Raw genomic sequence first — 26685 nt, 5'->3', positions numbered from 1 at the left:
ATGGGCAGCTCCGTCCTCACGCCTCGCACGGCCGTCATGGCCGGTGTCGTCGCACTCGCCGTCGCCGGACTCGCGGGGTGCGCATCCCCCGAGGACGACAAGAAGCCCGAGCACCGCTCCTTCGCGCTTCAGGGACGCACCCTGACCGTCGATGCCGAGGATTCGGCACTGGATGTCGTCGCCGTGGACGGCGGGCCGGACGACCGTGTCGAGGTCACCCAGTGGTTCACGGGCAAGGTGGTGATCGGCGACGGCCCGGACGTCAGCTGGTCCATGACCGGCGACCGGCTGAAGCTCCGCGTGAACTGCTCCGGCTTCATGGCCGATTGCGCGGCCAGGCACCGCATCGAGGTGCCGCGTGGCATCGCGGTGAGGATCCAGAACGAGGACGGCAGCGTCGAGGCCAGCGGCTTCCGCGCGGCTCTCAGCGTCCACACCGGCGACGGCTCCGTGCGCGTCAGCGACAGCACCGGGCCGCTGGACCTGAGCACCGGGGACGGCTCCATCCGCGCCGACGTGGACGCCCGGCGGATCAAGGCAGAGACCGGCGACGGCTCCATCCACCTCGAACTGGGTGCCGTGCCGGACCTGGTGGACACCCGTACCGGCGACGGCTCCGTGCACGTCGAAGTGCCCCGGGCGACGTACCGGGTGACGACGAGGACCGGCGACGGATCGATAGACGTGGATGTCCCCCGGGACGAGTCCAGCAAGCACGTCCTGTCCGCGCGCACGGGCGACGGAAGGATCCGCGTCAGCACCTTGAACTGACGACCCGGTCCGCGTCACGCCCGCCGCCCGGTCCCGGTCCGCGTCACGCCCCCCGCCGCCCGCGTCGCGGTGGCGTCCCGGCCCGCCGCCCGCGTCGCGGTGGCGTCCCGGCCCACTGCCCGTAACCGAATTCATGGTCCGCACCGCGAACTGACGGGCCCGTGTGTTCGTCCTTAACCGGTGGGAGAATGACAACGGCAGGGCGCGACAGCACGGGAGAGGGATGTGACGGCGAAACCACCGCAGCCGTATTCGCCGTCGACGCGGCGCGCCCACCGCCCCGCGCCCCGGCGCACCTCGGGCTCACCGGTCCGGCGGGCGCTGCGCGACACGCTCACTCTGGCCGTACTGCCGCTGGCGGTCGCCCTCGCGCTGCCCGCGGCGTTCGCCGGGGGCGGCACCCGGCGCTGGTTCGGCGGCCGGGCCGACAGCCAGCGCGCGGAGGCGCAGGCCGCCAAGGACGACGCGGCGGCCGCGTTCTACGAACTCGACACCGCCCAGCGGGATCTGCGCATCTCGATCGAGACGATCGCGGCCGTCGACGACTCCCCCGCCGCCCGGCGCGCCGCCGCCGACTTCGCGGACCTGGGCCGCCGGATCGACGAGGCCAGCCACCGCTACATCCAGGCCGTCGACGCGCACGACCTGGACCGTGACGACCTGGAGGCCTCCGCCGCGGCCCGCGCCCGCACCGAGCTGACCACCGCCAAGGACGAGCTGGGCCGGGTCAAGCAGGACCTCGACCGGTTCGGGCAGAGCCTCGGCTCACTGCTCGGCAAGGCCGAGACCCAGCTCGCCCGGCTCGCACCCGCCGTGGAGCGGGCCCGGCAGGCACTCCTGGCCGCGTCCAACGCGCTCGACGCCGTGCGCGGCTCGGGCCTGCGCGCCGACGACCTCGCCGCCGGCCTCGCCGCGCTCGCCCCGGAACTGACCCGGCTCAACCAGGGCGCCGGGCAGCACGGAGTGCCCCAGACCCTGGAGCGGGCCGAGCGGGTGTCCCGGGAGGCCGAGGCGATCCGCGCCGAGGCCGAACGGCTGCCGGAGCGGGCCGCCGAGATCGACCACCGGCTGGTGTCCCTGCGCACCCGCGCCCAGGCCCTCACCACCCGGGCCGGGCAGGTCGAACCCATGCTCAGCGAGCTGCGGCGGCGGTTCACCGCCGCGTGCTGGCAGGACCTCCAGCACGTTCCCGACCAGGCCGAGGAACACGTACGGCAGGCCGAGCGGAAGCTGGCCGAGGCGCGCTCCGCTCGCGAGGAGCAGCGGTGGGCGGACGCGACGGCCCTGCTGACGACCGTGCGGGCCCTGCTGAACGGCACCGACGAGGCCGTCTCGGCGGCCGGCGACCGGCTCACCCGGCTGAACGCCGTGCAGAAGGACCCCCAGCAGGAGATCGAGCGGACCCGGTTCGCGATCCGGGACGCGCAGCGGCTGGCCATGGCCGGCCGCAACACCCCCGACCCCCGGCACGCGCGCCCGCTGGACGAGTCGGTGGCGCGACTGGAGCGGGCCATCGGCACACTGGAGGGGCGCCACCCCGACTACTGGCACTTCCTGACCGAGACCGAGGCGGTCCGGCACGGCGTGGCGCAGGTCGTGTCGCAGATCCGCGAGGAGCGCGGCGGCGGTCACTGAGGGTCCGCCGTTTGCACCACGGGGTGGGGCGGGCGATATTGGGAACACGTACGGCCTCCGCTAGCACCGCACCCAAGGGAGGCGGACATGGCCACACACGCGCTCCGCTCCGGATCGCGCCGCCGGATCAGGTTGGACGAACACCTCCCCGTCGATCACCGGCTGAGCAAGGTCTACCGGTTCGGGGCCGGGCTGATGGGGCTGGCGCTCCTCGCCTTCGGCATCCTCGGACTCACGAACAACATCGGCTTCTTCGACACCGGCGGCGACTCGGTCGTCGGTCTCAACACCAACGGCGCGCTGAGCGTGCTCTCCATCTGCGTCGGCGCGCTGCTGTTCGTCGGCATGGTGATCGGCGGGAACTTCGCGTCCACGCTGAACATGGTGCTGGGCGTGCTGTTCATCTTCAGCGGCTTCCTGAACATGGCCCTGCTGGAGACGGACTACAACTTCCTCGCCTTCGAGATCCAGAACGTGATGTTCAGCTTCGTCGTCGGCGTGGTGCTGATGTTCTTCGGCATGTACGGAAGGGTCGGCTCGGCCCTGCCGCACGACAATCCGTACTGGAAGGCGCGTCATCCGGGTCAGACCGACTCTCCGCAGCCCGCACAACCCACGCAGACCGCCCTGCCGCCGAAGGACGCCGGTTAACCTGTCCGCATGCCTCGCTACGAGTACCGGTGCCGCACCTGCGGCGACACGTTCGAACTGAGTCGTCCCATGGCGGAGTCCTCCGCACCGGCCGCGTGCCCCTCGGGCCACGACGACACGGTCAAGCTCCTGTCGGCGGTCGCGGTCGGCGGCTCCGCGAGCGCGCCCGCCGCGGCACCGCGAGGCGGTGGTGGCGGGGGCGGCTGCTGCGGCGGAGGCTGCTGCGGCTGAGGCGGCTGAGACGGAGTCAACGGACGTGGGCATACGAGCGTGGGCCAACAGCGGTTGGCCCACGCTCACGGCTGCCCGACCGGGTCAACGCGCGTGGGCCAACACCCGTTGACCCACGCCGCTCCCCACCCGGCCCGGCTCAGTCCGCGCCTCGTACCACCTTCAGGAACTCGCGCAGGATCCGCTCCCCCGCCAGCACCCCCCGCTCCGGCAGGGCGGTGATCATCGGGGCCGTCCAGTCCACGTCGGCGAGTTCGCCGTGGCCGGGACGCCAGCCCTGGTCGGCCACGAGGAGCAGGTCCGCGTCGAGGAGGGAGTCGCCGGCCGTCAGCGTGAGGTCGGCACCCGCCCGGCGGGCCACCTCGCGCACCGCCGCGCTCTTGGTCAGCGGCTTCGGGACGGCGTAGATCTTGCGGCCCTGCAGCGACACCGTCCAGCCGCGGTTCTCGGCCCAGACGGCGAGTTCCTTCACCCACTCCTCGGGGAGCAGCTCGCGTTCGACGACGAGGTAGGCGAACAGGTCCTCGGCGATGCGATGCTTGCGGACCCAGGCCGGGTCGGCGGAGACCTCCAGGTGGGCGCGGATCTCCTCAAGGGGCGCGCACTCGTCGGCGAGGCGGGCCGTGACGGACGCCTGCCAGTCGGGGTCGGAGACGCCGTCGACGAGGATGTGCCCGCCGTTCGCGCAGATCGCGTACTTCGGCACGGGGCCGGGCAGGTTGATGCGCTGGTACTGCTTGCGGGTCCGGGTCGTCGTCGGCACGAACACCGCCGCGTCGCCCAGTTCCGTCAGCAGGCCCGCCGCGGTCTCGGTCAGGTACGACAGCGGCCTGCTCTCGTGCACCTCGACGCAGAGCAGGCGTGGTGCCCGCGCGTCCGGCATGGTCAGGGCAAGGGCCGCCGAGGAGTAGATCAGCGTCCGGTCCAGGTCGCTCGCCACGAGCACCGGCATCAGAGTGCCACCGCCTTTCCGTCGGCGCCCGTCGCGCCTCGCGTGTACTTGGGATGAATCAGCCCGACGCAGGTGTAGGGCAGTTCGGCGACCTCCTCGACGGGCACGCCGCGCTGCTCGGCGAGCAGCCGTACGTGGTCGAGGTCGGCGCCGGCCCCCACCCGGGCCAGGATCTTCCAGGGCACCCGGCGCAGCAGCACTCGGGTGGTCTCGCCCACGCCGGGCTTGACGAGGTTGACGTCGTGGATGCCGTACTCCTCGCTGATGCGCTCGACCGCGGCCCAGCCCTCCCAGGTCGGCTCGCGGTCGCCGGACTGCAGTTCCTTCACGGTGGCGTCCACCGCGTCCTCGACCTCGTCGAAGCATGCGGACACCGCTTTCAGGAAGGGCACCGAGACATCCGCGCCGGCGAGTTCGCGGTAGAACTTCGCGCCGTGGTAGTCGTCCGGGCCGACCAGGTCGGACCTGAGTACCGTACGCGATATGAGGCCGGAGACCGTGGAGTTGAGGCAGGCGGAGGGGATGAGGAAGTCCTCGCGGGTGCCGTAGGTGCGCACGCAGGAGCCGGGGTCGGCGAGGACGGCGATCTCCGGGTCGAAGCCGGCCGGGCCGCCGGTGGCCTCGAACTCCTCGATGGCGGCGGCCAGTTCGCGGCTGATGGCGCCCTTGCCGGTCCAGCCGTCGACGAACACGACGTCGGCGGGGTCGTGTTGGGCCGCGAGGTAGCGCAGGGCGTTGGCGTCGATGCCGCGGCCGCGCACGATCGACACGGCGTAGTGCGGCAGGTCGAGGCCGTGCCGGTGGCGGGCCCAGCGGCGCATCAGCACGCCGACCGGGGTGCCCGCGCGGGCCAGGGAGACCAGTACGGGGCGCGGTGAGCGTTCGGCGAGCACGAGCTCGGTGACCGCGCCGACGGCCTGGGCGAGCCGGGCCGCGGACTCCTCCAGCGCGCTCTGGAACAGCTCCTGGTACTGCGCGGTGGGCTGGTACTCCACCGGCAGGGACTCGGCGTAGTGGGCGCCGCCGCTCTGGATGGCCTCCTCGCGCTCCTCGGTCGGCGCCTCCAGGGTGACGTCCGAGAGGTCCTGGAGCAGCCAGCCGACCTCGTCGGGCGCGTAGGAGGAGAAGGCGGGGCCGCGGAGGGGCTCGGGCAGCATGAAGGGCCTTTCGGGTACGACCAGGGGCTCGGGGACGTAGGACGGTACGACCGCGAGCAGGACCTGCGGGGTGTGGGCCGCGAGCTGGGCCAGCAGGCCGTCGGGGGCGTGCAGCAGGGGGGTGTCGCCGGTGGAGTCGACCACGGCGACGACGGTGTCGAAGCCGGCGCCGGCCACGTTGTAGGCGTAGCGGTCGCCGGGGCCGTCGGCGGGGTCGTCGTGGGCGGGGAAGACCAGGCGGGTGCGGATGGCGTAGCCCGGGTCGTCGACGGCGAGGACGGGTGAGCGGGTGCTCGTGGAGAACCGTATCTCCGCCGAGGGAAGGAGCTGTTCCAGCGCGTGGGCGAGGCGGAGGGGGGCGTACATCAGTTCCTCGTTGCCGAGGACGAGGACGCGGTGCGCCTGGCTGGGCAGGGCCTCTGCGAGGCGGGCGGCCATGGCGGGGAGGGCCGATTCCAGCTGCTCCCGGTGCTTCTGGGTGAAGCCGTGGCGACCTCCGTCGGGGAGGCTGGTCGGCCAGTCGAGGTCGACTCTCCGCGCGAGCGGCCGCGACGGCGCCGCAGCCGACGGACTGCCGCCCTCCGCCGCGCCCTCGGCCTCGTACCGGGCCACCAGCGCCTGGCCATTCTCCAGGACACCGTCCGGGAGCCTGACCGTCCCCGAGGCCGCGGCCACGAGATCCACCCGCGCGCCGATCTCGCGGGCGAAGCGCTCCAGGCGGGCCGCGTCCTGCGGGGCGCGCATGTCGACCAGGGCGACGACCACGTAGCGGCCGCGCGGGTAGCGCTCGTGCAGGTCCCTGATCGTGTTCAGGACGGTGTTGCCGGTGGAGAACTCGTCGTCGACCAGGACCAGCGGGCCGTCGCCGACCAGCAGGGCCGGGTCCTCCGGGAGGAGCAGGTGGGAGGTGGCGTGGGAGTGGGACTCCTCGAAGCCGCCCGCGCGGGCCACGCCGGGGACGGGGCGGCGGGTGGAGTGCAGGTAGGGCACGGGGCCGACGCCGTCGGCGACGCTGTGGCCGAGGCCGGTGGCGGTCTCGGCGTAGCCGAGGACGACCGCGCGGGCCGCCTCCTCGGCGCCGAGCAGCTCACGCACCCGGCGGCCGAGGGCGAAGCCGTGGCCGTGCACGACGGACGGGGACTGCGGCACGTGCTTGCCGAGCACATGGGAGACCAGCAGGTGGGCCCGCTTGGGGTTGCGGCGCAGCCCGAGCCCCAGCAGTGCCGTCAGGCTGTCGTCGCCCACGAGTTCGACCCCGAGCCGTTCGGCGACCCAGGTGCCGGACCAGACTCCGTTGTTCTCTGCGTTGTTCATGAGTTCCTGTGTCTTCAGCCGGGAATCCCGGCGGCGAGCAGCTCCACGAAACCGACGTCCTCACGCGCCACGCCGAACACCTCGGCGCGCAGCATGGTCCGCTCGGCCCAGGCGCGGTGCGGCTTCACCTCGTTCATCTTGTTCGTGTACGCCGATCGCAGTACACCCCCACCGAGCCGTTCCGGCCGCAGGATGTCCTGGGCGTCGCTGTACTCCTCGTGGCTGACGACGGACAGCGCGTGCACGGGCAGTACGTGGGAGGGGTGGATGCAGGTCTTGCCGGTGAGGCCGTTGGCCTGGTCGAGGGTGATCTCGCGCAGCAGTCCGTCCATCGAGTGTTCGAGCAGGGCCTCGCGCAGCTCCTCGGCCTGGCCCTCCAGGAAGGGGCTGCGCCGCAGCTGAGGCTTGAACATGCGTTCCTGTACGCGGAAGTACTCCCACACCGGGCCGGTCACGGTGAAGCCGGTACCGTCGGCGCGGCCGAGCATGTTGACCACGTCGGCGATCACGGAGGCCACGATCTGGACGTCGTAGGCGGTCATGTCGGGGGCCCGGCGCAGGCCGTAGGAGGAGCAGAAGTCGGTCACGCCGAGGCGCAGGGCCAGGACCCGGTCGCGGTACTTGTCGACCGCGCGGGAGATGCCCTCCAGGGTCTCCACGCGCGATTCGCGGTAGAGCAGCTCGGGCGACTCCAGGACCGGCATCGCGAACAGGCGCCGGCCGCAGGCGGCCTCGGCGACGCCGATGGCCTCCAGGAAGGGGATGCCGCGTTCCTCGGTGAACTTGGGCATCACGAAGCCGGACAGCAGCCGTACGGCCGGGCCGAGGCGGTCGACCAGGTCGGGGATCTGCTCGGGCGCGCGCACCCGGATGAACAGCAGCGGCGGGTCGGCGGCGTACGGCTCGCGGGCGGCGAGCTCGGTGAACTGGCGGACCAGGTTCTCCTCGGCGTCCGGCACGTCCGCGTCGCTGATCGAGTCCTCCAGGCACAGCACCATCGAGACCACGCCACGGTCCGCCTGCTTGACGATGTCGTCGGCGAGCCGCGGCCTGGTGGCCGGGCTGTACAGCGTGGCACCCAGGGCCGCGGACAGCAGCCGGGCGGTGGAACCGGCGGTGAACTCGCACGGCTCCTGATGGAAGAGGCGCTGCCGCACCTCCGGGGCGATGTGCCCGAAATGACGCATAAAGCTCCCCCGTGGTATCGGATTGACCTAAGTGATGATGTGAGTGGCCGGTAATAGTACGTAGGGCTCTATGTCCCAGGTTCCCTCCGGGCATGAATTTCAGGTAACGCGGGTGCACACAGCCGTCCGTACGGCGGGCCCACCCCCGCATTGTCGTGACCAGGACCGAGAAGGCAGGATGACCGCATGACGCACGCGATGCTGAAGGGGTCGAACGTCCCGCTCAAGACCACCACGGTGCGAGCCGTGCTGCGCTGGACAACCGGGCAGGGTGTGCCCGACGTCGACGCCTCGGCGCTGCTCCTCGGCCCCGACGGTCGCGTGCGCTCCGACGAGGACTTCGTCTTCTACAACCAACCCCGGCACCCTTCCGGGCAGGTGTGGCGGCTCGGCAAGAAGCGGGTCGCCGAGGGCCTGACCGACACGATCCAGACAGATCTCTCCGGTGTCGAGTCCAGTGTCGGCCGGATTCTGCTGGTCGCATCGGCGGACGGGGTGACGTTCGACCGTGTACGTTCCCTGCGGATTTCACTGTACGACCCGTCCGTGGCCGAGGGTGAACCGCTGGCGTATTTCGACGTCAAACCGGAGACCGGGCGGGAGACCGCGCTGATCTGCGGGGAGCTGTACCGGCGGGGTGACGGGTGGAAGTTCCGGGCGCTCGGGGAGGGGTACTCGGACGGGCTTCGGGGACTGGCCACGGACTACGGGATCTCCGTGGACGAGTCCGAGGCGGAGCTGCCGCCCGAGGTGGCGCCCGAGGTGGTCTCGGAGCCGCAGCCCGAGGTCTCGCGGCCGCTGCCTCCCGAGGCGCCCACGACCGCCGTGCCGGCGCAGACGGGGTACGGGTATCCGGAGCCGGCGTACGGGTACCCGCAGACGGCCGGTACGGCTCCGGCCTACGGGTATCCGCAGCCCGTGGGTGCGGCTGGGGAGTTTCAGCTGCCTCCGCAGGGTCCGCAGTTCATCAGGCCGTAGAGGGCTCGGGGCGCCTTGCGGGCAGGGGGTCCTGTCCGTCCGCGGCCTTCCCTTGCCTGTGGCTAGTGCCCCGGCAGGCAGCGTTTGCCCGTCAAGGAGCGGCGTCCGGCGCGTGCTCTCGGTGTGCCGGGTGCAGGCCCTCGTACTGGATGTACTTGGGTCTGTGCCCGGTGCGGCGAGAGGGCGTGCCGGACGCCGCGACGGGGCGAACGTTGCCTGTCGGGGCACTAGTCGCGCGCACGCGGCGGAGCCGCACATCGGCACAGCCCCTCGGGCTCTCGTTCTACCGCTCCGCCTTCGTCTTGTAGCCCCTGCCCCACTGGAGGCCCCAGCCGTAGAGGCGGTCGAGTTCCGCCTGGAAGCCGTAGACGAACTTCACCTCGCGGCGGACCACCATCTCGCCCTTGACGTTCTCTATGAGGACGATGGCGCAGGAGCGGGCCTGGGGGTGGCGTTCGTCGAGGCTGATCTCGATGCGGGGGCCGTTGCTGGGGTAGAGGGTGACGACCGCGTGGGTGCGGTCGAAGGCGGGGGTCTGGTCGTAGATGTAGGCGAAGACCAGCAGCCGCTTGATGTTGTCGCGGTGGTCGAGGTTGACGTAGATCGTCTCGCCCGAGGCGGAGCCGAAGCGGTCGTCGCCGCTGAGCTTGACGTACGGCGGGGCGTTCACGTCGCCGAGGTAGCCGCCGAGCGGCTGGACGACGCCCTTGGTGCCGTCCTGGAGCTCGTAGAGGCAGCCGAGGTCGAGGTCGACGTTGACCATGCTCTGGCTGTGGCCCATGACCTCCGGGGGCTTCAGGGCCCGCAAGGGGTGGCGCAGCAGGCTCTCGCGCTGGGAGCCGCCGATGTCTGAGGTGCGCATGCGCCAGGCCAGGTTGATGCGGAGATGCCCGGTGGCGGCGCCCTGCTTGGTGAGGGAGACCTGGCTGTGCCGTTTGGTCAGCTCGATCGCGTTGGACGATGCGCTGCCCGAGTCGAACTGGATGTCCCGCCCGCGCCAGAGTCCGTCTAGCCAGCCCATACCCGCCCCCAAGTCTTCTTGTCTTCAACGACCGGCAGGGCGGCGCCGGAGGACTCGGTCCTCGACACCGCCCCGCTCGAAGCGTTCCTCACCCGTGAGGGTGTCACACCCCGGAGGAGACCTCGGTCTTCTCGTCCGAGCCCGCTTCCCCTCCGGCGGCCGCCAGCGCGCGGTTGCGGCGGACGGAGGACCAGAAGGACCAGGCGATGAGGACGACACCGATCAGGCCGGTGATGAGCTCGCTGATCTGGTACTGGATGGTCACCAGGAGGATCACGGCGAGGGCGCCGATGGCGTAGTGGGCGCCGTGCTCCAGGTAGACGTAGTCGTCGAGGGTGCCCTGGCGGACCAGGTAGACCGTGAGCGACCGGACGTACATGGCGCCGATGCCGAGGCCGAGGGCCATCAGGACGATGTCGTTGGTGATGGCGAAGGCGCCGATGACACCGTCGAAGGAGAAGGACGCGTCCAGGACCTCCAGGTAGAGGAACATGAAGAACGCGGCCTTGCCGGCCAGGACGATCGCGGGGCGCGGCTTCCCGGCCCGTTCCGCCGCCTCCTCGGCCTCGTGCTCACGCTCCTCCTCCTCTTCGAGTCTGTCCTCGAAGTAGCCGGAGAGACCGCCGACGATCATGTACGTGATGAGGCCGGCGATGCCGGAGAGCAGGACCGTCTCGGCCTTGTCGGCGTGCCCGGCGTGCAGGTGTGCGTGCGTCGCGAAGGTCATCGAGGTGGCGAGCAGGACGATCAGCGCGACGCAGACCGACAGCATGTCGATCTTGCCGAGCTTGGCCAGCGGGCGCTCCAGCCAGCCCAGCCACTTGATGTCCCGGTCCTCGAAGATGAAGTCCAGGAAGATCATCAGCAGGAACATGCCACCGAACGCGGCGATCGACGGGTGGGCGTCGGTGACGAGCTGCTCGTACCGGTCCTTGTCGTTCAGCGCGAGGTCGACGGCCTCGATCGGACCCATGCTCGCGCTGACGGCGACGATGACGACCGGGAAGATCAGACGCATGCCGAAGACGGCGATGAGCACGCCGATCGTGAGGAAGATCTTCTGCCAGAAGGCACTCATCTTCTTCAGGATTCCGGCGTTGACCACCGCGTTGTCGAACGACAGCGAGATCTCGAGTACGGAGAGGATCGCCACGATGCCGAAAGCGGTCCACCCCCCGTAGAAGACCGCCGCGACCAGGCCGAGCGCGGTGACCGCGAACGACCAGCCGAAGGTTTTCAGAACCACTGGCTACCCAATCCTTGTTGGGGGCACCTCCCACACGGAGTGTGGGGGAGGGTCTCCCCCGAGCCGTACTCGGCTTTACGAAACGTTGACGAAGTCTATTCTGCGGCGCCCCGGCCGGGCCAGGGTTGGCCGGCCGGAAACACCCACTTCGGAGATACCGCTCTAGCGGCGCGCCATCACGCTCCCGCAGCCGACCGGAACCGGCATGTGGTGCCCGGGGGCCGCAACGGGGGCGGCCCGGCGGGTCTCGATCGGCACGTCGGTGAGGGCGGCTCTGTGCGCGATCAGGCCGCCGGTCGCCGGGCTGAGGTCCCGACTGACCCGGAGAGCTTCGCTGAGCTGCTGCGACTTGGGCATAATGACCGGACTCCCGTCCATCCGTAGGTCGGTGAGATTCGGGAGAGCCATCTGCCTCGTTTCCTAGGCGCAGCAGGTGGCTCTCCTCGTTTCCGCCGAGGTGTTCCACCCGTGCTCGTCCTCGGCTTTACGAAACATTGACCCCGAAGTCTAGAGCGATGCCCCGCAGTCCCGAGGCGTACCCCTGACCCACGGCGCGGAACTTCCACTCCGCCTGGTAGCGGTAGACCTCGCCGAAGATCATGGCGGTCTCGGTGGAGGCGTCCTCGCTGAGGTCGTAGCGGGCCAGTTCCTGGCCGTCGGCCTGGTTGACGACCCGGATGAAGGCGTTGCTGACCTGGCCGAAGGTCTGGCCGCGCTCGTCGGCCATATGGATCGAGACCGGGAAGACGATCTTGTCGCAGTGAGCCGGGACCTTGGACAGGTCGATGATCAGGGACTCGTCGTCACCGTCGCCCTCACCGGTGAGGTTGTCCCCGGTGTGCTGCACCGAGCCGTCGGGGCTGGTGAGCTGGTTGTAGAAGACGAACCACTCGTCGCCGAGCACTCGTCCGCCGCTGCACACCAGCGCGCTGGCGTCGAGGTCGAAGGGCGCTCCGGTGGTGGAGCGCGCGTCCCAGCCGAGCCCGACCATCACCTGAGTGAGGTTCGGCGCGGCCTTGGACAGGGAGACATTTCCTCCCTTGGCGAGCGTGACGCCCATGTTGCTGGTCCCTCCCCGAGGTGATGCTTACGTGGCTGTCCTGCGCGTCCGGCGCCGCACGTAAACCGTGCGGCGCCGGACGGAGACCTTCGGTCGGCTCAGACGTTGACGCCGAAGTCCTGCGCGATGCCGCGCAGGCCCGAGGCGTAGCCCTGACCGATGGCGCGGAACTTCCACTCCGCCCCGTGCCGGTAGAGCTCACCGAAGACCATCGCGGTCTCGGTCGAGGCGTCCTCGCTCAGGTCGTAGCGGGCGATCTCCGCCTCACCGGCCTGATTCACGACGCGGATGAACGCGTTGCGGACCTGGCCGAAGGACTGCTGGCGGTTCTCGGCGTCGTAGATCGACACCGGGAAGACGATCTTCTCGACGTCGGCCGGCACCGCCGCGAGATTGACCTTGATCTGCTCGTCGTCGCCCTCGCCCTCACCGGTGATGTTGTCACCGGTGTGCTCGACCGAGCCGTCGGGGCTCTTGAGGTTGTTGAAGAAGACGAAGTTGGCGTCGCTGGCCACCTTGCCGGTGTTGTTCAGCAGCAGCGCGCTGGCGTCCAGGTCGAAGTCCGTGCCGGTCGTGGTGCGCACGTCCCACCCCAGACCGACGATGACCGCGGTCAGGCCCGGGGCCTCCTTGGTCAGCGATACGTTGCCGCCCTTGCTGAGGCTGACTCCCACGAGTCCTCCATTGGTGTCCAGGGGCGGGGTTGCCCCGTCGTGCGTTGATAACGGATCAAACGATTCGATCCTAGTGACGGGTTCCCGTGCCACGCAGGCCCCGGGGGTCAAGAATCAGAGGGTGTCGAGCGCCGCGACGTACTCGCCGAGGTCACGGGCGTCCGGCAGGGCGTTGACGACGCTCCAGCGGACCACGCCCTCCTTGTCGATGACGAAGGTGCCGCGCACCGCGCAGCCCTTGTCCTCGTCGAGGACGCCGTAGGCGCGGCTGACCTCGCCGTGCGGCCAGAAGTCGCTGAGCAGCGGGTACTCCAGGCCCTCCTGCTCGGCGAAGACGCGCAGGGTGTGGATGGAGTCGTTGGACACGGCGAGCACCTGCGTGTCGCGGTCGGCGAACCTCAGCAGGTTGTCGCGCACCTCGCACAGTTCCCCGGTGCACACGCCGGTGAAGGCGAACGGGTAGAAGATCACGACAACGTTCTTCTCGCCGCGGAAGTCGGACAGCCTCACGGTGCGGCCGTGGTTGTCCTTGAGCTCGAAGTCGGGGGCCTTCTCGCCGACCTGGATGGCCATCTCGGGCAGTTCCCTTCGCTGGGCTGTTCGGGTGGGAACAGCCTACGAGGCGAACGGCGCAGGCCGACGGACGGGCCGAGACATGCTCGGCCCGTCCGCGGTTCACGACGATGCCGGACTCAGCGCTTCTTGGCCGCCGACTTGGGCGTGACCAGACGGCTGGCGTTCCAGTCCTTGCCCGCGTTGATGCTCTTGCTCTGGGACAGGCCGGCGGTGGTGGCGGCCTCTCCGATGTCGCTGGGCTCGACGTAGCCGTCGCGGCCGGTCTTCGGCGTCAGGAGCAGGATCTGGCCGCCCTCCTCCATGTACGCGATGGCGTCCACCAGCGCATCGGTCAGGTCCCCGTCGTCCTCACGGAACCAGAGCACCACGGCGTCGGCCACGTCGTCGTAATCCTCGTCGACGAGCTCGGTGCCGGTGGCCTCTTCGATGGCCTCACGGAGCTCTTGATCGGCGTCGTCGTCGTAGCCGATCTCCTGGACCACCTGGTCGGGCTGGAAGCCCAGCCTTACGGCCAGGTTCGTCTCCGCGTGGTCCGCGGTCGCGCTCACGGTTTGCCTCCTGATCATGTTTTGGGAATAACTCAGCCACGCGCGTGCGCGAAGCAATGGCCGTAGTCCACACGGGCGGGGCGGATCGCGCAAGTACCCGGCCGTGCAGACCGCCGAAACGGTGACGATCCTGGCTCTGTCACCGCAACTCCAGGCACTCCTTCGTGATCAAAGGTGACACACACCACACCTTTCTGCCCCCTTTGGGCGTTTGAGAACCCTATGCGAGTACGAGACTCGAACGTGATTCCACCGACATGCCGGGTCTGTCGGTTACCTCACGGTAGAGATGACGTTTGCCGCCCCGAGGTACACGATGGGGAGCGGTGCAGGCAGACCGAACACGGCCCTTCGACAGGTAAGGAACAGCGTGGCTCCCGGATCCGATCGCAATCCGATCATCATTGGCGGCCTTCCCAGCCAGGTTCCCGACTTCGACCCCGAAGAGACCAGGGAGTGGCTCGACTCCCTGGACGCCGCCATCGACGAGCGCGGCCGCGAGCGCGCCCGCTATCTCATGCTGCGGCTGATCGAGCGGGCCCGCGAGAAGCGGGTGGCCGTACCGGAGATGCGCAGCACGGACTACGTCAACACCATCGCCACCAAGGACGAGCCGTTCTTCCCGGGCAACGAGGACATCGAGCGCAGGATCCTCAACGCCACCCGGTGGAACGCCGCAGTGATGGTCTCACGCGCCCAGCGCCCCGGCATCGGCGTGGGCGGCCACATCGCCACCTTCGCGTCCTCCGCCTCGCTGTACGACGTGGGCTTCAACCACTTCTTCCGCGGCAAGGACGAGGGCGACGGCGGCGACCAGGTCTTCTTCCAGGGTCACGCCTCCCCGGGCATCTACGCGCGCGCGTACCTGCTCGACCGGCTCGGCGAGCAGAACCTGGACGCGTTCCGCCAGGAGAAGTCGCGGGCGCCGTACGGTCTGTCCTCCTACCCGCACCCCCGGCTGATGCCGGACTTCTGGGAGTTCCCGACCGTGTCGATGGGCCTCGGCCCGATCGGGGCGATCTACCAGGCGCGGATGAACCGCTACCTGCACGCGCGCGGGATCGCCGACACCTCGAAGTCGCAGGTGTGGGCGTTCCTCGGTGACGGCGAGATGGACGAGCCGGAGTCGCTCGGCCAGCTGACCATCGCCGCGCGCGAGGGCCTGGACAACCTCACCTTCGTCGTCAACTGCAACCTCCAGCGGCTCGACGGGCCGGTGCGCGGCAACGGCAAGGTCATCCAGGAGTTGGAGTCGGTGTTCCGGGGCGCCGGCTGGAACGTGATCAAGCTGATCTGGGACCGCTCCTGGGACCCGCTGCTCGCCCAGGACCGCGACGGCATCCTGGTCAACAAGATGAACACCACCCCGGACGGGCAGTTCCAGACCTACGCCACCGAGTCCGGCTCCTACATCCGCGACCACTTCTTCGGCGACGACCACCGGCTGCGCACGATGGTCGAGAACATGACCGACGACCAGATCCTGCACCTGGGCCGCGGCGGTCACGACCACAAGAAGATCTTCGCGGCGTTCTCCGCGGCCAAGGCGCACAAGGGCCAGCCGACGGTGATCCTGGCCAAGACGATCAAGGGCTGGACGCTGGGCCCGAACTTCGAGGGCCGCAACGCCACGCACCAGATGAAGAAGCTGACGGTCGACGATCTGAAGCGCTTCCGCGACCGGCTGCACCTGCCGATCTCCGACCAGGACCTGGAGAGCGGTCCCCCGCCGTACTACCACCCCGGCCGGGACTCCGAGGAGATCCAGTACATGCACGACCGGCGCAAGTCGCTGGGCGGCTACGTCCCGACGCGGGTGATCCGCTCGAAGCCGCTGGCGCTGCCGGACGACAGTACGTACGCGACCGTCAAGAAGGGCTCCGGGCAGCAGTCCATCGCCACCACCATGGCGTTCGTCCGGCTGCTCAAGGACCTCATGCGGGACAAGGAGATCGGCAGGCGGTTCGTGCTGATCGCGCCGGACGAGTACCGCACGTTCGGCATGGACTCGTTCTTCCCGAGCGCGAAGATCTACAACCCGCTCGGGCAGCAGTACGAGTCGGTGGACCGCGAGCTGCTGCTCGCCTACAAGGAGTCGCCGACCGGGCAGATGCTGCACGACGGCATCTCCGAGGCGGGCTGCACGGCCTCGCTGATCGCGGCGGGCTCGGCGTACGCCACGCACGGCGAGCCGCTGATCCCGGTCTACGTCTTCTACTCGATGTTCGGTTTCCAGCGCACCGGCGACCAGTTCTGGCAGATGTCCGACCAGCTGGCGCGCGGATTCGTCCTGGGCGCGACGGCCGGACGCACGACGCTGACCGGTGAGGGCCTCCAGCACGCCGACGGCCACTCGCAGCTGCTGGCCTCGACCAACCCGGGCTGTGTGGCGTACGACCCGGCGTTCTCCTTCGAGATCGCGCACATCGTCCAGGACGGCCTGCGGCGGATGTACGGCGGCTCCGAGGAGCACCCGCACGGCGAGGACGTCTTCTACTACCTCACCGTCTACAACGAGCCCATCCAGCACCCGGCCGAGCCCGAGAACGTGGACGTCGAGGGCATCCTGAAGGGCGTGTACCGCTTCGGCCAGGGCACCTCAGGGACGATCCCGGCGCAGATCATGGCATCCGGTGTGGCGGTGCCGTGGGCGGTCGAGGCGCAGCGGATCCTCGCCGAGGAGTGGGACGTGCGCGCCGACGTCTGGTCGGCGACCTCCTGGAACGAGCTGCGGCGCGAGGCGGTGGAGTGCGAGGAGCACAACCTGCTGCATCCGGAGTCCGAGCAGCGCGTGCCGTACGTGACGCGCAAGCTGTCCGGGGCGCAGGGGCCGTTCGTGGCCGTGTCCGACTGGATGCGCTCGGTCCCGGACCAGATCGCCCGGTGGGTGCCGGGGACCTACCAGTCTCTGGGCGCGGACGGGTTCGGTTTCGCCGACACCCGGGGTGCCGCCCGGCGCTACTTCCACATCGACGCGCAGTCGATCGTGGTGGCCGTGCTGACGGAGCTGGCCCGGGAGGGGAAGGTGGACCGGTCGGTGCTCAAGCAGGCCGTCGACCGCTACCAGCTGCTCGATGTCTCCGCCGCGGATCCCGGGGCGGCCGGGGGCGACGCGTAGGGGTTCGCCCCAGGGGGCGCCCGCCGGGGGTCCCCGGCCACGCATCGTGGCTGGTCGCGCGTACCGCACGCCACCGTACGATGCGGCCATGAAGGAACAAACGGCACAGGGCCGCTGGGAGCGACGCACCCAGCGGCCCTTGCTGGCGCTGGCCGTCCTGTTCGCGTTCGCCTACGCGGTGCCGATCGTGGAGCCCTCCGCGAGCCGCGCGGTCACGCACGCGTGCGTGGTGACCGAGTGGGTGGTGTGGGGGGCGTTCGCACTGGACTACGCGGTGCGGCTGGCGCTGTCGCGCGAGCGGTGGGCGTTCGTGCGCCGGCACTGGCTGGACCTGCTCGCGGTGGTGCTGCCGCTGATCCAACCGCTGCGGTTGTTGCGTGTCGTGTCGACACTGCTGCTGGTGGGGCAGCGGGCCCGGCTGGCCTCGCAGATCCGGCTGACCACGTACGTCGCGGGGGCCGTGGTCGGGTTGCTGATGTTCGGCTCGCTCGCGGTGCTGTCCGTCGAGCGGGACGCGCCCGGCGGGAACATCCGGACGCTGGGTGACGCGGTGTGGTGGTCGTTCACGACCATGACGACCGTGGGGTACGGGGATCATGCGCCGACGACCGGGCCGGGGCGGGTGCTTGCCGTCGGGCTGATGCTGTCCGGGATCGCGTTGCTGGGTGTCGTCACCGCGAACATCGCGGCGTGGTTCATCGCGCGGTTCGAGATGGACGACGAGGAGGAGCGGCGGCAGACGGAGGCGATCGCTCTGCTGACCGAGGAGGTTCGGGCGCTTCGCGCCGAGGTTGCCGCGTTGTCCTCCGCGCGGGTGCCTTCTCCTTCGGAGGAGCCGGGCGCCTACTGAGGTGCCGGGTTGTGTCGCGGTGCGGGTGCGGGTGCGGGTTGTCGGGGGCTTGTCGCGCAGTTCCCCGCGCCCCTTGGGGTGGGGCCGTTGCGTTACAGGTGCGGGGTGGGTTTGGTTGCTCGCGCCGTTCCTCGCGCCCCTTCGCGCCGTTTCTCGCGCCCTCGGAACGTGCAGTTCCCCGCTGCCTTGAAGGGGCGCGGGGAACTGCGCGACCGTTGCGAGGTCGCGCCGGCGCGTGGGGGTGGGTGGCGTCAGATGTGGGCCGCTCCCGCGCCCGCCTCGGCGTTCGCGCCTCGCTTGGTGAGCAGGGCGACCAGTACGGCCACGCCCGCCACGGCGGCCGCGACCAGGGAGGCGAGGCTCATGCCCGAGATGAAGGTGTCGTGGGCCACGTCCGCGATCTTGGCGAGGCTGATGACAGCCACTGACAATTGACAAAGGAAATCAGTAGTCGGTAACTGACACCTATGGAAACACTCCGCGAGCGCAAGAAGCAGCGCACCCGGGAGGCGCTGGTTCGAGCCGCGTTCGAACTCTTCACCACCCAGGGCTACGAGCAGACCACCGTCGACGAGATCGCCGAGGCCGTCGACGTCTCCCAGCGCACCTTCTTCCGCTACTTCGCCGGCAAGGAGGACGCCGCCCTCTCGGTCGCACGCCTGACCGAGGAACACTTCTACCAGGCGGTACGCGCCCGTCCGCCGCAGGAGCCGCCGCTGGAGGCGATGCGCCGGGCCGTCCTGGAGGGCTGGGACACCATCAGCGAGGTCATCGAGTCCGTCGTGCCGCTGGAGCTGTACCTGCGGATGTACCGGGTGATGGAGTCGACGCCGGTGCTGCTCGCCGCGCATCTGCGGCGGTCCGCCGACACCGAGGAGCACTTCGCGCGGCTGATCGCCGAGCGCGAGGGCCTGGACGTGGAGACCGATCTACGGCCCAGGGTCGCGGTGGCCGTCTTCGGCGGGGTGATGCGGATGACCGAACGGCAGTGGAGCACCCGGGACGAACTGAACCTGGAGGCGATCCGCGAACTGACGACCGCATACCTCGACCAGGTGGGACCTGCCCTCTCGGGGAGCTGGCGCACGGACCGGGAGGGCGGCCCAGGTCGCCGAACGTGACCGGTGCCGCACGGTCCGAGAAAGCACACGGATCGTCAAACGTGATCCCTGTCACTCCGTTCACGCGAGACCGTGTCGTTCTCCTAGTGTGTCCTCCCAGTGACTTCCTTCGACACCTCCCCGCAACTCAACGTCTGGCGCATGCTGCTCGCGCTGGCCGTGGTGTTCGTGATGCTGGCGACCACCGGCTGGACCGCGATGCGCGGCCACCGCACGACCACCGAGCTGGCGGCCTCGCTCTCCGCGTGGGAGCACGGCAGCGTCGCCGGACACCGGCTGCCCGACCCGGACGCCGCGCCCGGCCTGCTGGCCGGCTTCTTCGCCACGCTGACCGAGGGCCAGCAGGTCTCGCTCGCCCGCCGCTACCCGCTCGCGGTCGGCAACATGAACGGCGCCCCCGTCCAGCTGCGCTACCAGGCGAACCGGATCGCCCTCGGCAAGGCCCGCAGGGTCGAGCTCGGACGCATGCGCGACAAACGCCTCACGTCCTCGGGGCAGTATCTGGCGGGACGCCGGATGCACCGCCTGGAGTCACTCATGGAGCCCGGGAGGCAGATCCTCGCCTTCGACCCCGACGGCTCCGGGCGGGTCGCCGAGGTGCTCGGTGACCTGGACAAGGCCGAGCGTGTCTCCGTCGTCGTCCCCGGCGTCGACACCGACCTGCTCACCTTCCAGCGCACCAACCGCCGCCACTCGGCCCCGGCCGGCATGGCCGGGGCGCTCTACGAAGCCGAGCGCGAGGCCAGCCCCTCGACGCGGACGGCGGTCATCGCCTGGGCCGACTACACCGCCCCCAGCGGGCTGGGCATGGACGCGGCCACCGCGCTGCGCGCCGAGGCCGGGGCCGTGCGGCTGAACGCGCTGGTGCGGGCGCTGCCCGGCCGGGCCCCGGTGTCGCTGTTCTGCCACAGCTACGGCTCCGTGGTGTGCGGGGTGGCCGCGCGCTCGCTGCCCGCCCGGGTGGCCGACATAGCGGTGGCCGGCAGCCCCGGCATGCGCGCCGAGAGTGCCTCCGGGCTCGGCACCGGCGCACGGGTGTGGGCCATGCGGGACGCCGACGACTGGATCGAGGACGTGCCCCATCTGGAGCTCGGCGGCCTCGGACACGGGGCCGACCCGATGTCCGCCGAGTTCGGCGCGCGGGTGCTGTCGGCCCGCGACGCCCAGGGCCACGCGGGCTACTTCGTGCCGGGCACGGACAGCCTCAGGAACTTCGCCGAGATCGGCACTGGCGCGTACCGCGCGGTGGACTGCGCCGACGACACCGACCTGTGCCGGACGGATTTGTCCGTCGGCGCGTCGGCCGGACGCGCGTAGAGGCGCAGAAACTGCGGTCTGCGCGGGGAGGGGACGAAGGAGCTCGTGCCGCATACGATGAGCCGCATGGGTGACGTACTGGCCGGATTTCATGCTGCCTGGGAGTTCGAGTCCGACTCCGTGCTCATCCGCTACGAACGGGGGATTCGGACACCCAAGCTGTTCCAGGCGCTGAAGGAGCGCCGGGTGCCGCTGGCGGCGCTGCGCGGGGTGTCACTGACGCCGGGGCGGCGGGGGACGGTGGTGCTGCGCGCCGAGCTGCGGCCGGGCGCCGATCCACTGCTGGAGGCTGCCGCCGGGCAGCTGAGGGAGAACAGCGATCCGTATCGGCTGGTGCTGCCGGCCGAGCGGGAGGTCCTGGCCGAGTACTACGCCGACGAGCTGCGGGCGGCGCTGCCCGGCACCGCCGAGGCCGCGGACCGGTTCCTGGTGTCCGCGCCGGAGCCGCCGTTTCAGTTCAAGGCGTACGACGGGAAGGCGTCCTTCGACGGGTCCACCGTCGGTTTCCGCTGGTTCTGGACCGGGGCGTCCTCGGCGAAGTGGAAGGCCGGGGACCAGAGCTTCGGCGTCGACGCGCTCAGCGGTGTCGAGTGGCGGTCGCCGGAGGTGTTCGAGGGGCATCTGCGGTTGCTGACCCGTGAGGGCGGGCAGCCCGCCCAGGTCGACCAGGACCCCGCGGCCGTGGTGTTCGGGCTGGGGTACGGGCCCGTGCACGAGTCCCTGCCGTTCGCCGCGGCCGTTCTGGCCGCGGTGCGGGACAAGGGGCCCGTCGCCGCGGTGCCGGCCGGACCCCGCAGGGATCCGGCCGACATCGCCGAGCGGATTCGGCATCTCGGGGACCTGCACCGGGCCGGGCTGGTCACCGACGAGGAGTTCTCCGTGAAGAAGGCCGAGCTGCTGGCGGAGCTTTAGCGTCCGTCCGGGGCGACCTCACTCACGTCCCGCGGAGGTGAACGCCATGTTCGCGTACCTCTCGCCCGCCACCTGGGCGGCGATCCCGTCCAGGAGCTTGAGGTCCTCCTCGTCCAGGGCGACGCGCACGGCCGCCACGTTCTCCTCCACCCGGGCCGGCCTGCGGGTGCCCGGGATCGGGATCACCGGCAGACCGAAGACCTCCGCCTGCCGCTGCGCCCAGGCCAGGGCGATCTGGCCGAGGGTGGCGCCGTGCTTGGTGGCGATCGTGCGGATCGGCTCCAGCAGGGCGGCGTTGGCGGTGGCGTTGTCGCCCGTGAAGCGGGGCTGCTGGCGGCGGAAGTCGTCCGAGGTGAGGTCCTCGGCGCGGGCGAAGGAGCCGGTGAGGAAGCCCCGGCCCAGCGGGGAGTACGGCACCAGCGTGACGCCCAGCTCGGCGGCGGCCGGGACCACCTGGGCCTCGATGTCACGGCTGAACAGGGACCACTCCGACTGGACGGCCGCGATGGGGTGGACGGCGTGGGCCTCGCGCAGTTCGGCGGCGGTGACCTCGCTGAGGCCGAGCTGCCTGACCTTGCCCTCGCGCACCAGGTCGGCCATGGCGCCGACGGACTCCTCGATGGGGACGTTCACGTCCCGGCGGTGCATGTAGTAGAGGTCGATGACCTCCACGTCGAGGCGCCTGAGGCTGGCCTCGACGGCCTCGCGTATGTAGGGCGGGTCGTTGCGCACGATCCGGCGGGTCGGGTCCTCCGGCACGGTGGCCAGGGCGAACTTGGTCGCGATGAGCAGCTCGTCGCGGTGGGCCCTGAAGAACGGGGACAGGAAGCGCTCGTTCTCCCCGGAGCCGTACATGTCCGCGGTGTCGTACAGGGTGACGCCCAGTTCCAGGGCCCGCTCCAGGGTGGCCCGGGACTCCTTCTCGTCCGAGGGACCGTAGGCGAAACTCATGCCCATGCAGCCCAGGCCCTGGACGCCGGCTTCGGGGCCGTCCGCGCCGAGGCGGGCGGTGGGAATCCGGGGGTCGGTCATCGGTTCGTCTCCGTTTCGCGCGCGTGTGCGGCGCCGCTGTAGATGTTGATCTTCCGGTCCAGCACGGCGAGGGTGTCGTGCAGTTCGGCGATCCGGGCGAGCACGTCCCGGCGGGTGGACTCCAGCAGCTCGCGCCGCTCTCCGTAGGTCTCCTCGCCCTCACGCACCAGTTCGGCGTACCGCACCATGTCGGCGACCGGCATGCCGGTCAGCCGCAGCTTGCCGACGAGGTCGAGCCAGTCCAGGTCGCGGTTGGTGTAGCGGCGCTGGCCGGTGTGGGAGCGGTCGATGTGGGACATCAGCCCGATCCGCTCGTACCAGCGCAGGGTGTGCGCCGTGAGGCCGGTGAAGGCCGCCACCTCGCTGATCGTGTAGCGGTCCTCACCGTCGGGACGAGGGTGCCCGGGGGGCGGCGCGGCACAGATGTCCGCGGGGGATTCCGGTGCTCTTTCGGTGGTCACGGCCGTGGTCTGCATCACCGTCATGTGCCCCACGCTATGACCTTGGAGTGCGCTCGAAGCAAGCGAAAACCATAAGAAACCGGAGGGAGTTGTCCTGGTCTTCACGCCCGCCGCGGCCGGGGGTGTGGTGACTGCCGTGAGCGAGTGCGGGTCCGTCGTGGCCGAGGGGGGTGTGGTGACCGCCTTCGGGTGGGTGCGGGCCCGTCGTGGCCGATCGCGCAGTTCCCCGCGCCCCCGACCGACCCCGGCCGAGGGGGGTGTGGTGACTGTCGTCGGGCGAGTGCGGGCCCGTGGTGACTGATCGCGCAGTTCCCCGCGCCCCCAACCGGCCCCGGCCGAGGGAGGTGACCGGCGCCAGGCGAGTGCCGGTCCGTCGTGGCCGATCGCGCCGTTCCCCGCGCCCCCAACCGGCCACCGGCCGAGGGGAGCGTGGTGACTGCCGTCGGGTGGGTGCCGGTCCGTCGTGGCCGATCGCGCCGTTCCCCGCGCCCCCCAACCGGCCCCGGCCGAGGGGAGCGTTGCCCGACCCGGACGGGAGTGCAGGGGGTGGAACCCCCTGGCGGGGGCGGAGGGGCGGAGTCCCTGGGGATGGGACGGGTAGGGGCGAGGGGAGGTTGGTGGTGCTCGGGGTCCGGCGCGACCCCTTGATGGAGCTGTCGCTCAGGGAGCATAGGCTCGGCGCATGTCGTTGAAGAGCCTCGCGTTGATCGAGAACTGGCCGGTCCCCACGGCGGCGGCGGGCGTCGTGCGTGCCGACGGCACGGTCCTGGGCGTGCACGGACCGGCCGGCCACCGCTTCCCGCTGGCGTCGGTCACCAAGCCGCTCGCGGCCTACGCCGCGCTGGTGGCGTACGAGGAGGGCGCGATCGAGCTGGACGAGCCGGCCGGACCCCCCGGCGCGACGGTCCGGCACCTCCTCGCCCACACCTCGGGCCTGGCCTTCGACGAGCACAGGGTGATGGGCGCGCCCGGCGAGCGGCGCCTGTACTCCAACGCCGGTTTCGAGCAGCTCGGCGACCACATCGCCAAGGCGACGGACATCCCCTTCGCCGAGTATCTGCGCCAGGCCGTACTGACCCCGCTGGGGATGAACGACACCTCCCTGGAGGGCTCCCCCGCCAAGGACGGCGTCTCCACCGTCGAGGACCTGCTGCGGTTCGCGGCCGAGGTGCAGGCCCCGCGGCTGCTGGACCCGCGCACGGTGGCCGAGGCGATGACCGTGCAGTACCAGGGCACCAAGGGCGTACTGCCGGGCTACGGGCACCAGAACCCCAACGACTGGGGCCTGGGCTTCGAGATCCGCGACGGCAAGTCCCCGCACTGGACGGGCGCCACGTCCTCCCCGCGCACCTTCGGCCACTTCGGACAGTCGGGCACGTTCCTGTGGATCGACCCGGACGCCGGGCGGGCGGGCGGGAACAGCGCGGGCGCGGCCTGTGTCGCCCTGACGGACCGGCCGTTCGGACCGTGGGCGGTCGAGGCGTGGCCGCCCTTCACGGACGCCGTGCGCGCGGAGCTGTAGGAGCGGGCGGGCCCGGCGCTCAGTCGATCTTCTCGCCCGGGCGGGGCTCGGGAAGGGCGCCGAGCTTCTCGCCGGCCCCCTCGGTGTCGATGTGCGGCAGGATGCGGTCCAGCCAGCGCGGCATCCACCAGGCATGCTCGTCCAGCAGGGTCATCACCGCGGGCACCATCAGCAGCCGGACCACGGTGGCGTCGATGAGCACACTGACGGCGAGACCGAGCCCGAGCATCTTCACCACGATGTTGTCGCTGACGATGAAGGCCGCGAAGACGCTGACCATGATCAGGGCGGCACAGGTGATCACCCGCGCGGTGATCTCCAGCGCGTGCGCCACCGAGGCCTTCGCGTCGCCGGTGCGGATCCAGGCCTCGTGGACACGGCTCAGCAGGAAGATCTCGTAGTCCATGCTCAGGCCGAAGATGATGGCGAACATCATCATCGGCACATAGCTCTCGATGGGCACCTTGCCGTTGACGCCGAGGGCGGGGCCGCCCCAGCCCCACTGGAAGACGGCGACGACCACACCGTAGGACGCGGTGATCGACAGCACGTTGAGGACCGCCGCCTTCACCGCGACCAGCAGGCCCCGGAAGACCGTGAGGACGATCAGGAAGGCCAGGCCCACCACGACCCCGATGATCAGCGGCAGCCGAGCGGCGACGAGGTCGCGGAAGTCGACCTGCGCGGCCGTGGTGCCGGTGACATAGCCCTTGGCGTCGGTGCCGGAGACCGACTGGGGCAGGGTGTCGTCGACGAGCCGGTTCACGAGGTCGGTGGTGTCCTGGTTCTGCGGGGACACCTTGGAGTAGACCGTGCCGATCAGGACGTCGCCGTCCTGCGTCGGGCTGAGCGTGGAGACGAAGGCGGTCCCCGAGACGCCGTTGAGGGCCTTCTGGACGTTCGAGGACAGGTCCGAGCGCTGCGAGTCCGGGACCGAGGTCTGGTCGACGACGACGGTGAGGGGCCCGTTGGAACCGGGGCCGAAGGCGTCGGACATCAGGTCGTAGGCCCGCCGGTCGGTGAACGAGGTCGGGTCGGCGCCGTCGCCGATGTGGCCGAGCTGGATCGTGAAGGCGGGGATCGCCAGAACCGCGATGACGGCGAGGCCCGCGGCCAGGTAGCGCAGCGGATGGTGCTCCACACGCTGGGCGTAGCGGTGCCAGGTGCCCGTCACCTCGGCGCCGGGCTCGGCGTCGGTCTCGGCGACGGGCTTGCGCACGGTGTAGCGGTCGATGCGTCTGCCGATCAGACCGAACAGGGCGGGGACCAGGGTCAGGGCGCTGATGACCGCGGAGACGACCGTGACGGCCGCGGCGAGGCCGAGTTTGCCGATGAAGCTCACGCCGGAGGCGTACAGGCCCATGAGGGCGACGACGACGGTGGTGCCGGAGACCAGCACGGCACGTCCGCTGGTCGCGGCGGCGTGCCCGGCGGCGCGCACCGGATCGGCGCCGTCCATCAGGTTCTGCCGGTGCCGGGTGATCAGGAACAGGGCGTAGTCGATGCCCACGCCGATGCCGATCATCGTGGCGAGGGTGGGCGAGACGGTGGCGAAGGTGAACGCCGCGGCGAGCAGTCCGAGGCAGGCGAGTCCGCCGACCACGCCGATCAGGGCGGTGACCAGGGGCAGTCCGGCGGCGATCACACTGCCGAAGCCGATCAGCAGGACGACGATCGCGACGCTGAAGCCGATCAGCTCGCTGACCCGGTCGTCGGCGTCGGGGCGGGCCAGCTCGCCCAGCGAACCGCCGTACTCGACCTCGACACCTGCGCTCTTGAGCGGCTGCACGGCGCTGTCGACGCCGTCGAGGTAGCTGTCGCCCAGGGTGCTGGGCTGCACGTTGAAGCGGATGGTGATGTAGGCGGTCTGCCCGTCGGAGGACACCGGCCCGACCTTGGAGGAGGTGGCGTCCAGCGGGTTCTGCGCGGACAGGACGTGCGGCAGCTTCTGCAGGTCGGTGATGGTGGTCGACATCTGCGAGCCGTACGAGGTCAGGGCCTTGTCGTCGTGCAGGACGATCTGGCTGCTGTATCCGCCGGCCTGCGGGTCATGCTTCTCGAGGACGTCCAGGCCCTTCTGCGACTGCGCGTCCGAGAGCGAGAAGTTGTCGGAGTACTCGCCGCCGTTGAAGTGGTTGAGCGTCTGCAGCGCGCCCAGGGCGACCAGCCAGGCGATGATCACGATCACGAAGTGGCGTGCGCACCACTGGCCCAGTCCGCGCAGTCCCCCGGCCGGTGCCTCGCCCCGTCCCCCTGCTCCGTCACGAGCGGCCATGGTCGGGTCTCTCTCCCTGCCGGTCGGTTGCCCGGCCCTTCCTCCAGTACACGCCCGCCCGGACCCGACAGCATCT

24 protein-coding genes and 1 pseudogene are annotated in these 26685 nt (G+C 70.5%); 11 read left to right on the top strand and 14 right to left on the bottom strand.

Annotated features, from left to right (window positions below; translation table 11 throughout):
- The 4 genes from ABZZ79_RS02820 to ABZZ79_RS02805 all read left to right on the top strand — a co-directional run bounded on the left by ABZZ79_RS02820 (position 1) and on the right by ABZZ79_RS02805 (position 3288).
- The gene (locus ABZZ79_RS02820) at positions 1 to 771 is read left to right on the top strand and encodes a DUF4097 family beta strand repeat-containing protein (protein WP_356685699.1); all 771 of its coding nucleotides are present in this window, start codon (positions 1 to 3) and stop codon (positions 769 to 771) included.
- Positions 772 to 996: 225 nt separating this feature from the next.
- Positions 997 to 2406 carry a hypothetical protein gene (locus ABZZ79_RS02815; protein WP_356685697.1) on the top strand — a complete coding sequence of 470 codons (1410 nt, stop codon included), beginning with the start codon at positions 997 to 999 and terminating at the stop codon, positions 2404 to 2406.
- Between the two features lie 87 nt (positions 2407 to 2493).
- Complete coding sequence (locus ABZZ79_RS02810; RefSeq protein WP_356685695.1) at positions 2494 to 3057, top strand: DUF4383 domain-containing protein; 564 nt, start codon at positions 2494 to 2496, stop codon at positions 3055 to 3057.
- A 9-nt stretch (positions 3058 to 3066) separates the two neighbouring features.
- Positions 3067 to 3288, top strand: coding sequence for a zinc ribbon domain-containing protein (locus tag ABZZ79_RS02805; protein WP_356685693.1), 222 nt, complete (start codon positions 3067 to 3069; stop codon positions 3286 to 3288).
- Positions 3289 to 3427: 139 nt separating this feature from the next.
- On the opposite strand, the gene ABZZ79_RS02800 is transcribed toward ABZZ79_RS02805, so the two are convergent.
- From ABZZ79_RS02800 to ABZZ79_RS02790, 3 genes are read right to left on the bottom strand one after another with little or no spacing between them, the layout of a single operon-like run.
- Positions 3428 to 4240 (bottom strand): HAD family hydrolase, encoded by an 813-nt coding sequence (locus tag ABZZ79_RS02800; RefSeq protein WP_356685691.1) that lies wholly within the window; start codon positions 4238 to 4240, stop codon positions 3428 to 3430.
- Positions 4240 to 6711 (bottom strand): phosphoribosyltransferase, encoded by a 2472-nt coding sequence (locus ABZZ79_RS02795; RefSeq protein ID WP_356685689.1) that lies wholly within the window; start codon positions 6709 to 6711, stop codon positions 4240 to 4242. Before ABZZ79_RS02795 ends, ABZZ79_RS02800 begins: the two co-directional genes overlap by 1 nt.
- Positions 6712 to 6725: 14 nt before the next feature.
- A complete protein-coding gene (locus ABZZ79_RS02790) occupies positions 6726 to 7898 on the bottom strand; it encodes an HpcH/HpaI aldolase/citrate lyase family protein (protein WP_356685687.1) in 1173 nt (390 codons plus the stop codon).
- Between the two features lie 186 nt (positions 7899 to 8084).
- Between ABZZ79_RS02790 and ABZZ79_RS02785 the strand changes: the two genes are divergently transcribed.
- On the top strand, positions 8085 to 8876 hold the full coding sequence (locus ABZZ79_RS02785; protein WP_356685685.1) for a TerD family protein: 792 nt from the start codon (positions 8085 to 8087) through the stop codon (positions 8874 to 8876).
- 283 nt (positions 8877 to 9159) lie between these two features.
- Here the strand turns inward: ABZZ79_RS02785 and ABZZ79_RS02780 are convergent, their stop codons facing one another.
- The 7 genes from ABZZ79_RS02780 to ABZZ79_RS02750 all read right to left on the bottom strand — a co-directional run bounded on the left by ABZZ79_RS02780 (position 9160) and on the right by ABZZ79_RS02750 (position 14001).
- Positions 9160 to 9897, bottom strand: a complete 738-nt coding sequence (locus ABZZ79_RS02780) for a Tellurium resistance (protein ID WP_356685683.1) — start codon at positions 9895 to 9897, stop codon at positions 9160 to 9162.
- Between the two features lie 103 nt (positions 9898 to 10000).
- Positions 10001 to 11143, bottom strand: a complete 1143-nt coding sequence (locus ABZZ79_RS02775) for a DUF475 domain-containing protein (protein WP_356685681.1) — start codon at positions 11141 to 11143, stop codon at positions 10001 to 10003.
- Between the two features lie 162 nt (positions 11144 to 11305).
- On the bottom strand, positions 11306 to 11551 hold the full coding sequence (locus ABZZ79_RS02770) for a hypothetical protein (protein ID WP_356685679.1): 246 nt from the start codon (positions 11549 to 11551) through the stop codon (positions 11306 to 11308).
- Between the two features lie 76 nt (positions 11552 to 11627).
- Positions 11628 to 12203: a TerD family protein gene (locus tag ABZZ79_RS02765; RefSeq protein WP_356685677.1), complete on the bottom strand. Its 576-nt coding sequence runs from the start codon at positions 12201 to 12203 to the stop codon at positions 11628 to 11630.
- 98 nt (positions 12204 to 12301) lie between these two features.
- Positions 12302 to 12877: a calcium homeostasis/redox stress adaptation protein gene (locus tag ABZZ79_RS02760; protein WP_356685675.1), complete on the bottom strand. Its 576-nt coding sequence runs from the start codon at positions 12875 to 12877 to the stop codon at positions 12302 to 12304.
- 114 nt (positions 12878 to 12991) lie between these two features.
- On the bottom strand, positions 12992 to 13450 hold the full coding sequence (locus ABZZ79_RS02755; RefSeq protein WP_356685673.1) for a peroxiredoxin: 459 nt from the start codon (positions 13448 to 13450) through the stop codon (positions 12992 to 12994).
- Positions 13451 to 13569: 119 nt separating this feature from the next.
- The gene (locus ABZZ79_RS02750) at positions 13570 to 14001 is read right to left on the bottom strand and encodes a DUF3052 domain-containing protein (protein ID WP_356685671.1); all 432 of its coding nucleotides are present in this window, start codon (positions 13999 to 14001) and stop codon (positions 13570 to 13572) included.
- Positions 14002 to 14371: 370 nt separating this feature from the next.
- Here ABZZ79_RS02750 and aceE point away from each other — a divergent pair, with 370 nt between their 5' ends.
- Together aceE and ABZZ79_RS02740 are read left to right on the top strand one after the other, a co-directional pair.
- The gene (gene aceE / locus ABZZ79_RS02745) at positions 14372 to 17119 is read left to right on the top strand and encodes a pyruvate dehydrogenase (acetyl-transferring), homodimeric type (protein WP_356685669.1); all 2748 of its coding nucleotides are present in this window, start codon (positions 14372 to 14374) and stop codon (positions 17117 to 17119) included.
- A gap of 88 nt (positions 17120 to 17207) precedes the next feature.
- Complete coding sequence (locus ABZZ79_RS02740; protein ID WP_356685668.1) at positions 17208 to 17969, top strand: potassium channel family protein; 762 nt, start codon at positions 17208 to 17210, stop codon at positions 17967 to 17969.
- A gap of 251 nt (positions 17970 to 18220) precedes the next feature.
- Here the strand turns inward: ABZZ79_RS02740 and ABZZ79_RS02735 are convergent.
- Positions 18221 to 18376, bottom strand: a pseudogene (locus tag ABZZ79_RS02735) (MFS transporter); the annotation flags it as partial.
- Positions 18377 to 18436: 60 nt separating this feature from the next.
- On the opposite strand from ABZZ79_RS02735, the gene ABZZ79_RS02730 reads away from it, so the two are divergent.
- From ABZZ79_RS02730 to ABZZ79_RS02720, 3 genes are all read left to right on the top strand, one after another.
- Entirely contained in the window at positions 18437 to 19090 is a 654-nt protein-coding gene (locus ABZZ79_RS02730; protein WP_356685666.1) for a TetR family transcriptional regulator, read from the top strand.
- A 99-nt stretch (positions 19091 to 19189) separates the two neighbouring features.
- Positions 19190 to 20407 (top strand): alpha/beta hydrolase, encoded by a 1218-nt coding sequence (locus tag ABZZ79_RS02725; RefSeq protein ID WP_356685664.1) that lies wholly within the window; start codon positions 19190 to 19192, stop codon positions 20405 to 20407.
- A 57-nt stretch (positions 20408 to 20464) separates the two neighbouring features.
- Complete coding sequence (locus ABZZ79_RS02720; protein WP_356685871.1) at positions 20465 to 21319, top strand: DUF4429 domain-containing protein; 855 nt, start codon at positions 20465 to 20467, stop codon at positions 21317 to 21319.
- A gap of 18 nt (positions 21320 to 21337) precedes the next feature.
- Here ABZZ79_RS02720 and ABZZ79_RS02715 read toward each other — a convergent pair whose 3' ends face one another.
- Together ABZZ79_RS02715 and ABZZ79_RS02710 are read right to left on the bottom strand one after the other, a co-directional pair.
- Positions 21338 to 22351, bottom strand: coding sequence for an aldo/keto reductase (locus ABZZ79_RS02715; protein WP_356685662.1), 1014 nt, complete (start codon positions 22349 to 22351; stop codon positions 21338 to 21340).
- Entirely contained in the window at positions 22348 to 22836 is a 489-nt protein-coding gene (locus ABZZ79_RS02710) for a MerR family transcriptional regulator (RefSeq protein WP_356685660.1), read from the bottom strand. The genes ABZZ79_RS02715 and ABZZ79_RS02710 overlap by 4 nt, the downstream gene beginning before the upstream one ends.
- 658 nt (positions 22837 to 23494) lie before the next feature.
- Between ABZZ79_RS02710 and ABZZ79_RS02705 the strand changes: the two genes are divergently transcribed.
- On the top strand, positions 23495 to 24334 hold the full coding sequence (locus ABZZ79_RS02705) for a serine hydrolase domain-containing protein (protein ID WP_356685658.1): 840 nt from the start codon (positions 23495 to 23497) through the stop codon (positions 24332 to 24334).
- Positions 24335 to 24353: 19 nt separating this feature from the next.
- Here the strand turns inward: ABZZ79_RS02705 and ABZZ79_RS02700 are convergent, their stop codons facing one another.
- On the bottom strand, positions 24354 to 26609 hold the full coding sequence (locus tag ABZZ79_RS02700; protein ID WP_356685656.1) for an MMPL family transporter: 2256 nt from the start codon (positions 26607 to 26609) through the stop codon (positions 24354 to 24356).
- Between the last annotated feature and the right edge of the window lie 76 nt (positions 26610 to 26685).

The organism is Streptomyces sp. NPDC006458, from assembly GCF_040612135.1.
Lineage (GTDB): Bacteria > Actinomycetota > Actinomycetes > Streptomycetales > Streptomycetaceae > Streptomyces.
Note: the sequence above shows the minus strand (reverse complement) of the source record. Positions and strands in the feature narration are given on the sequence as shown.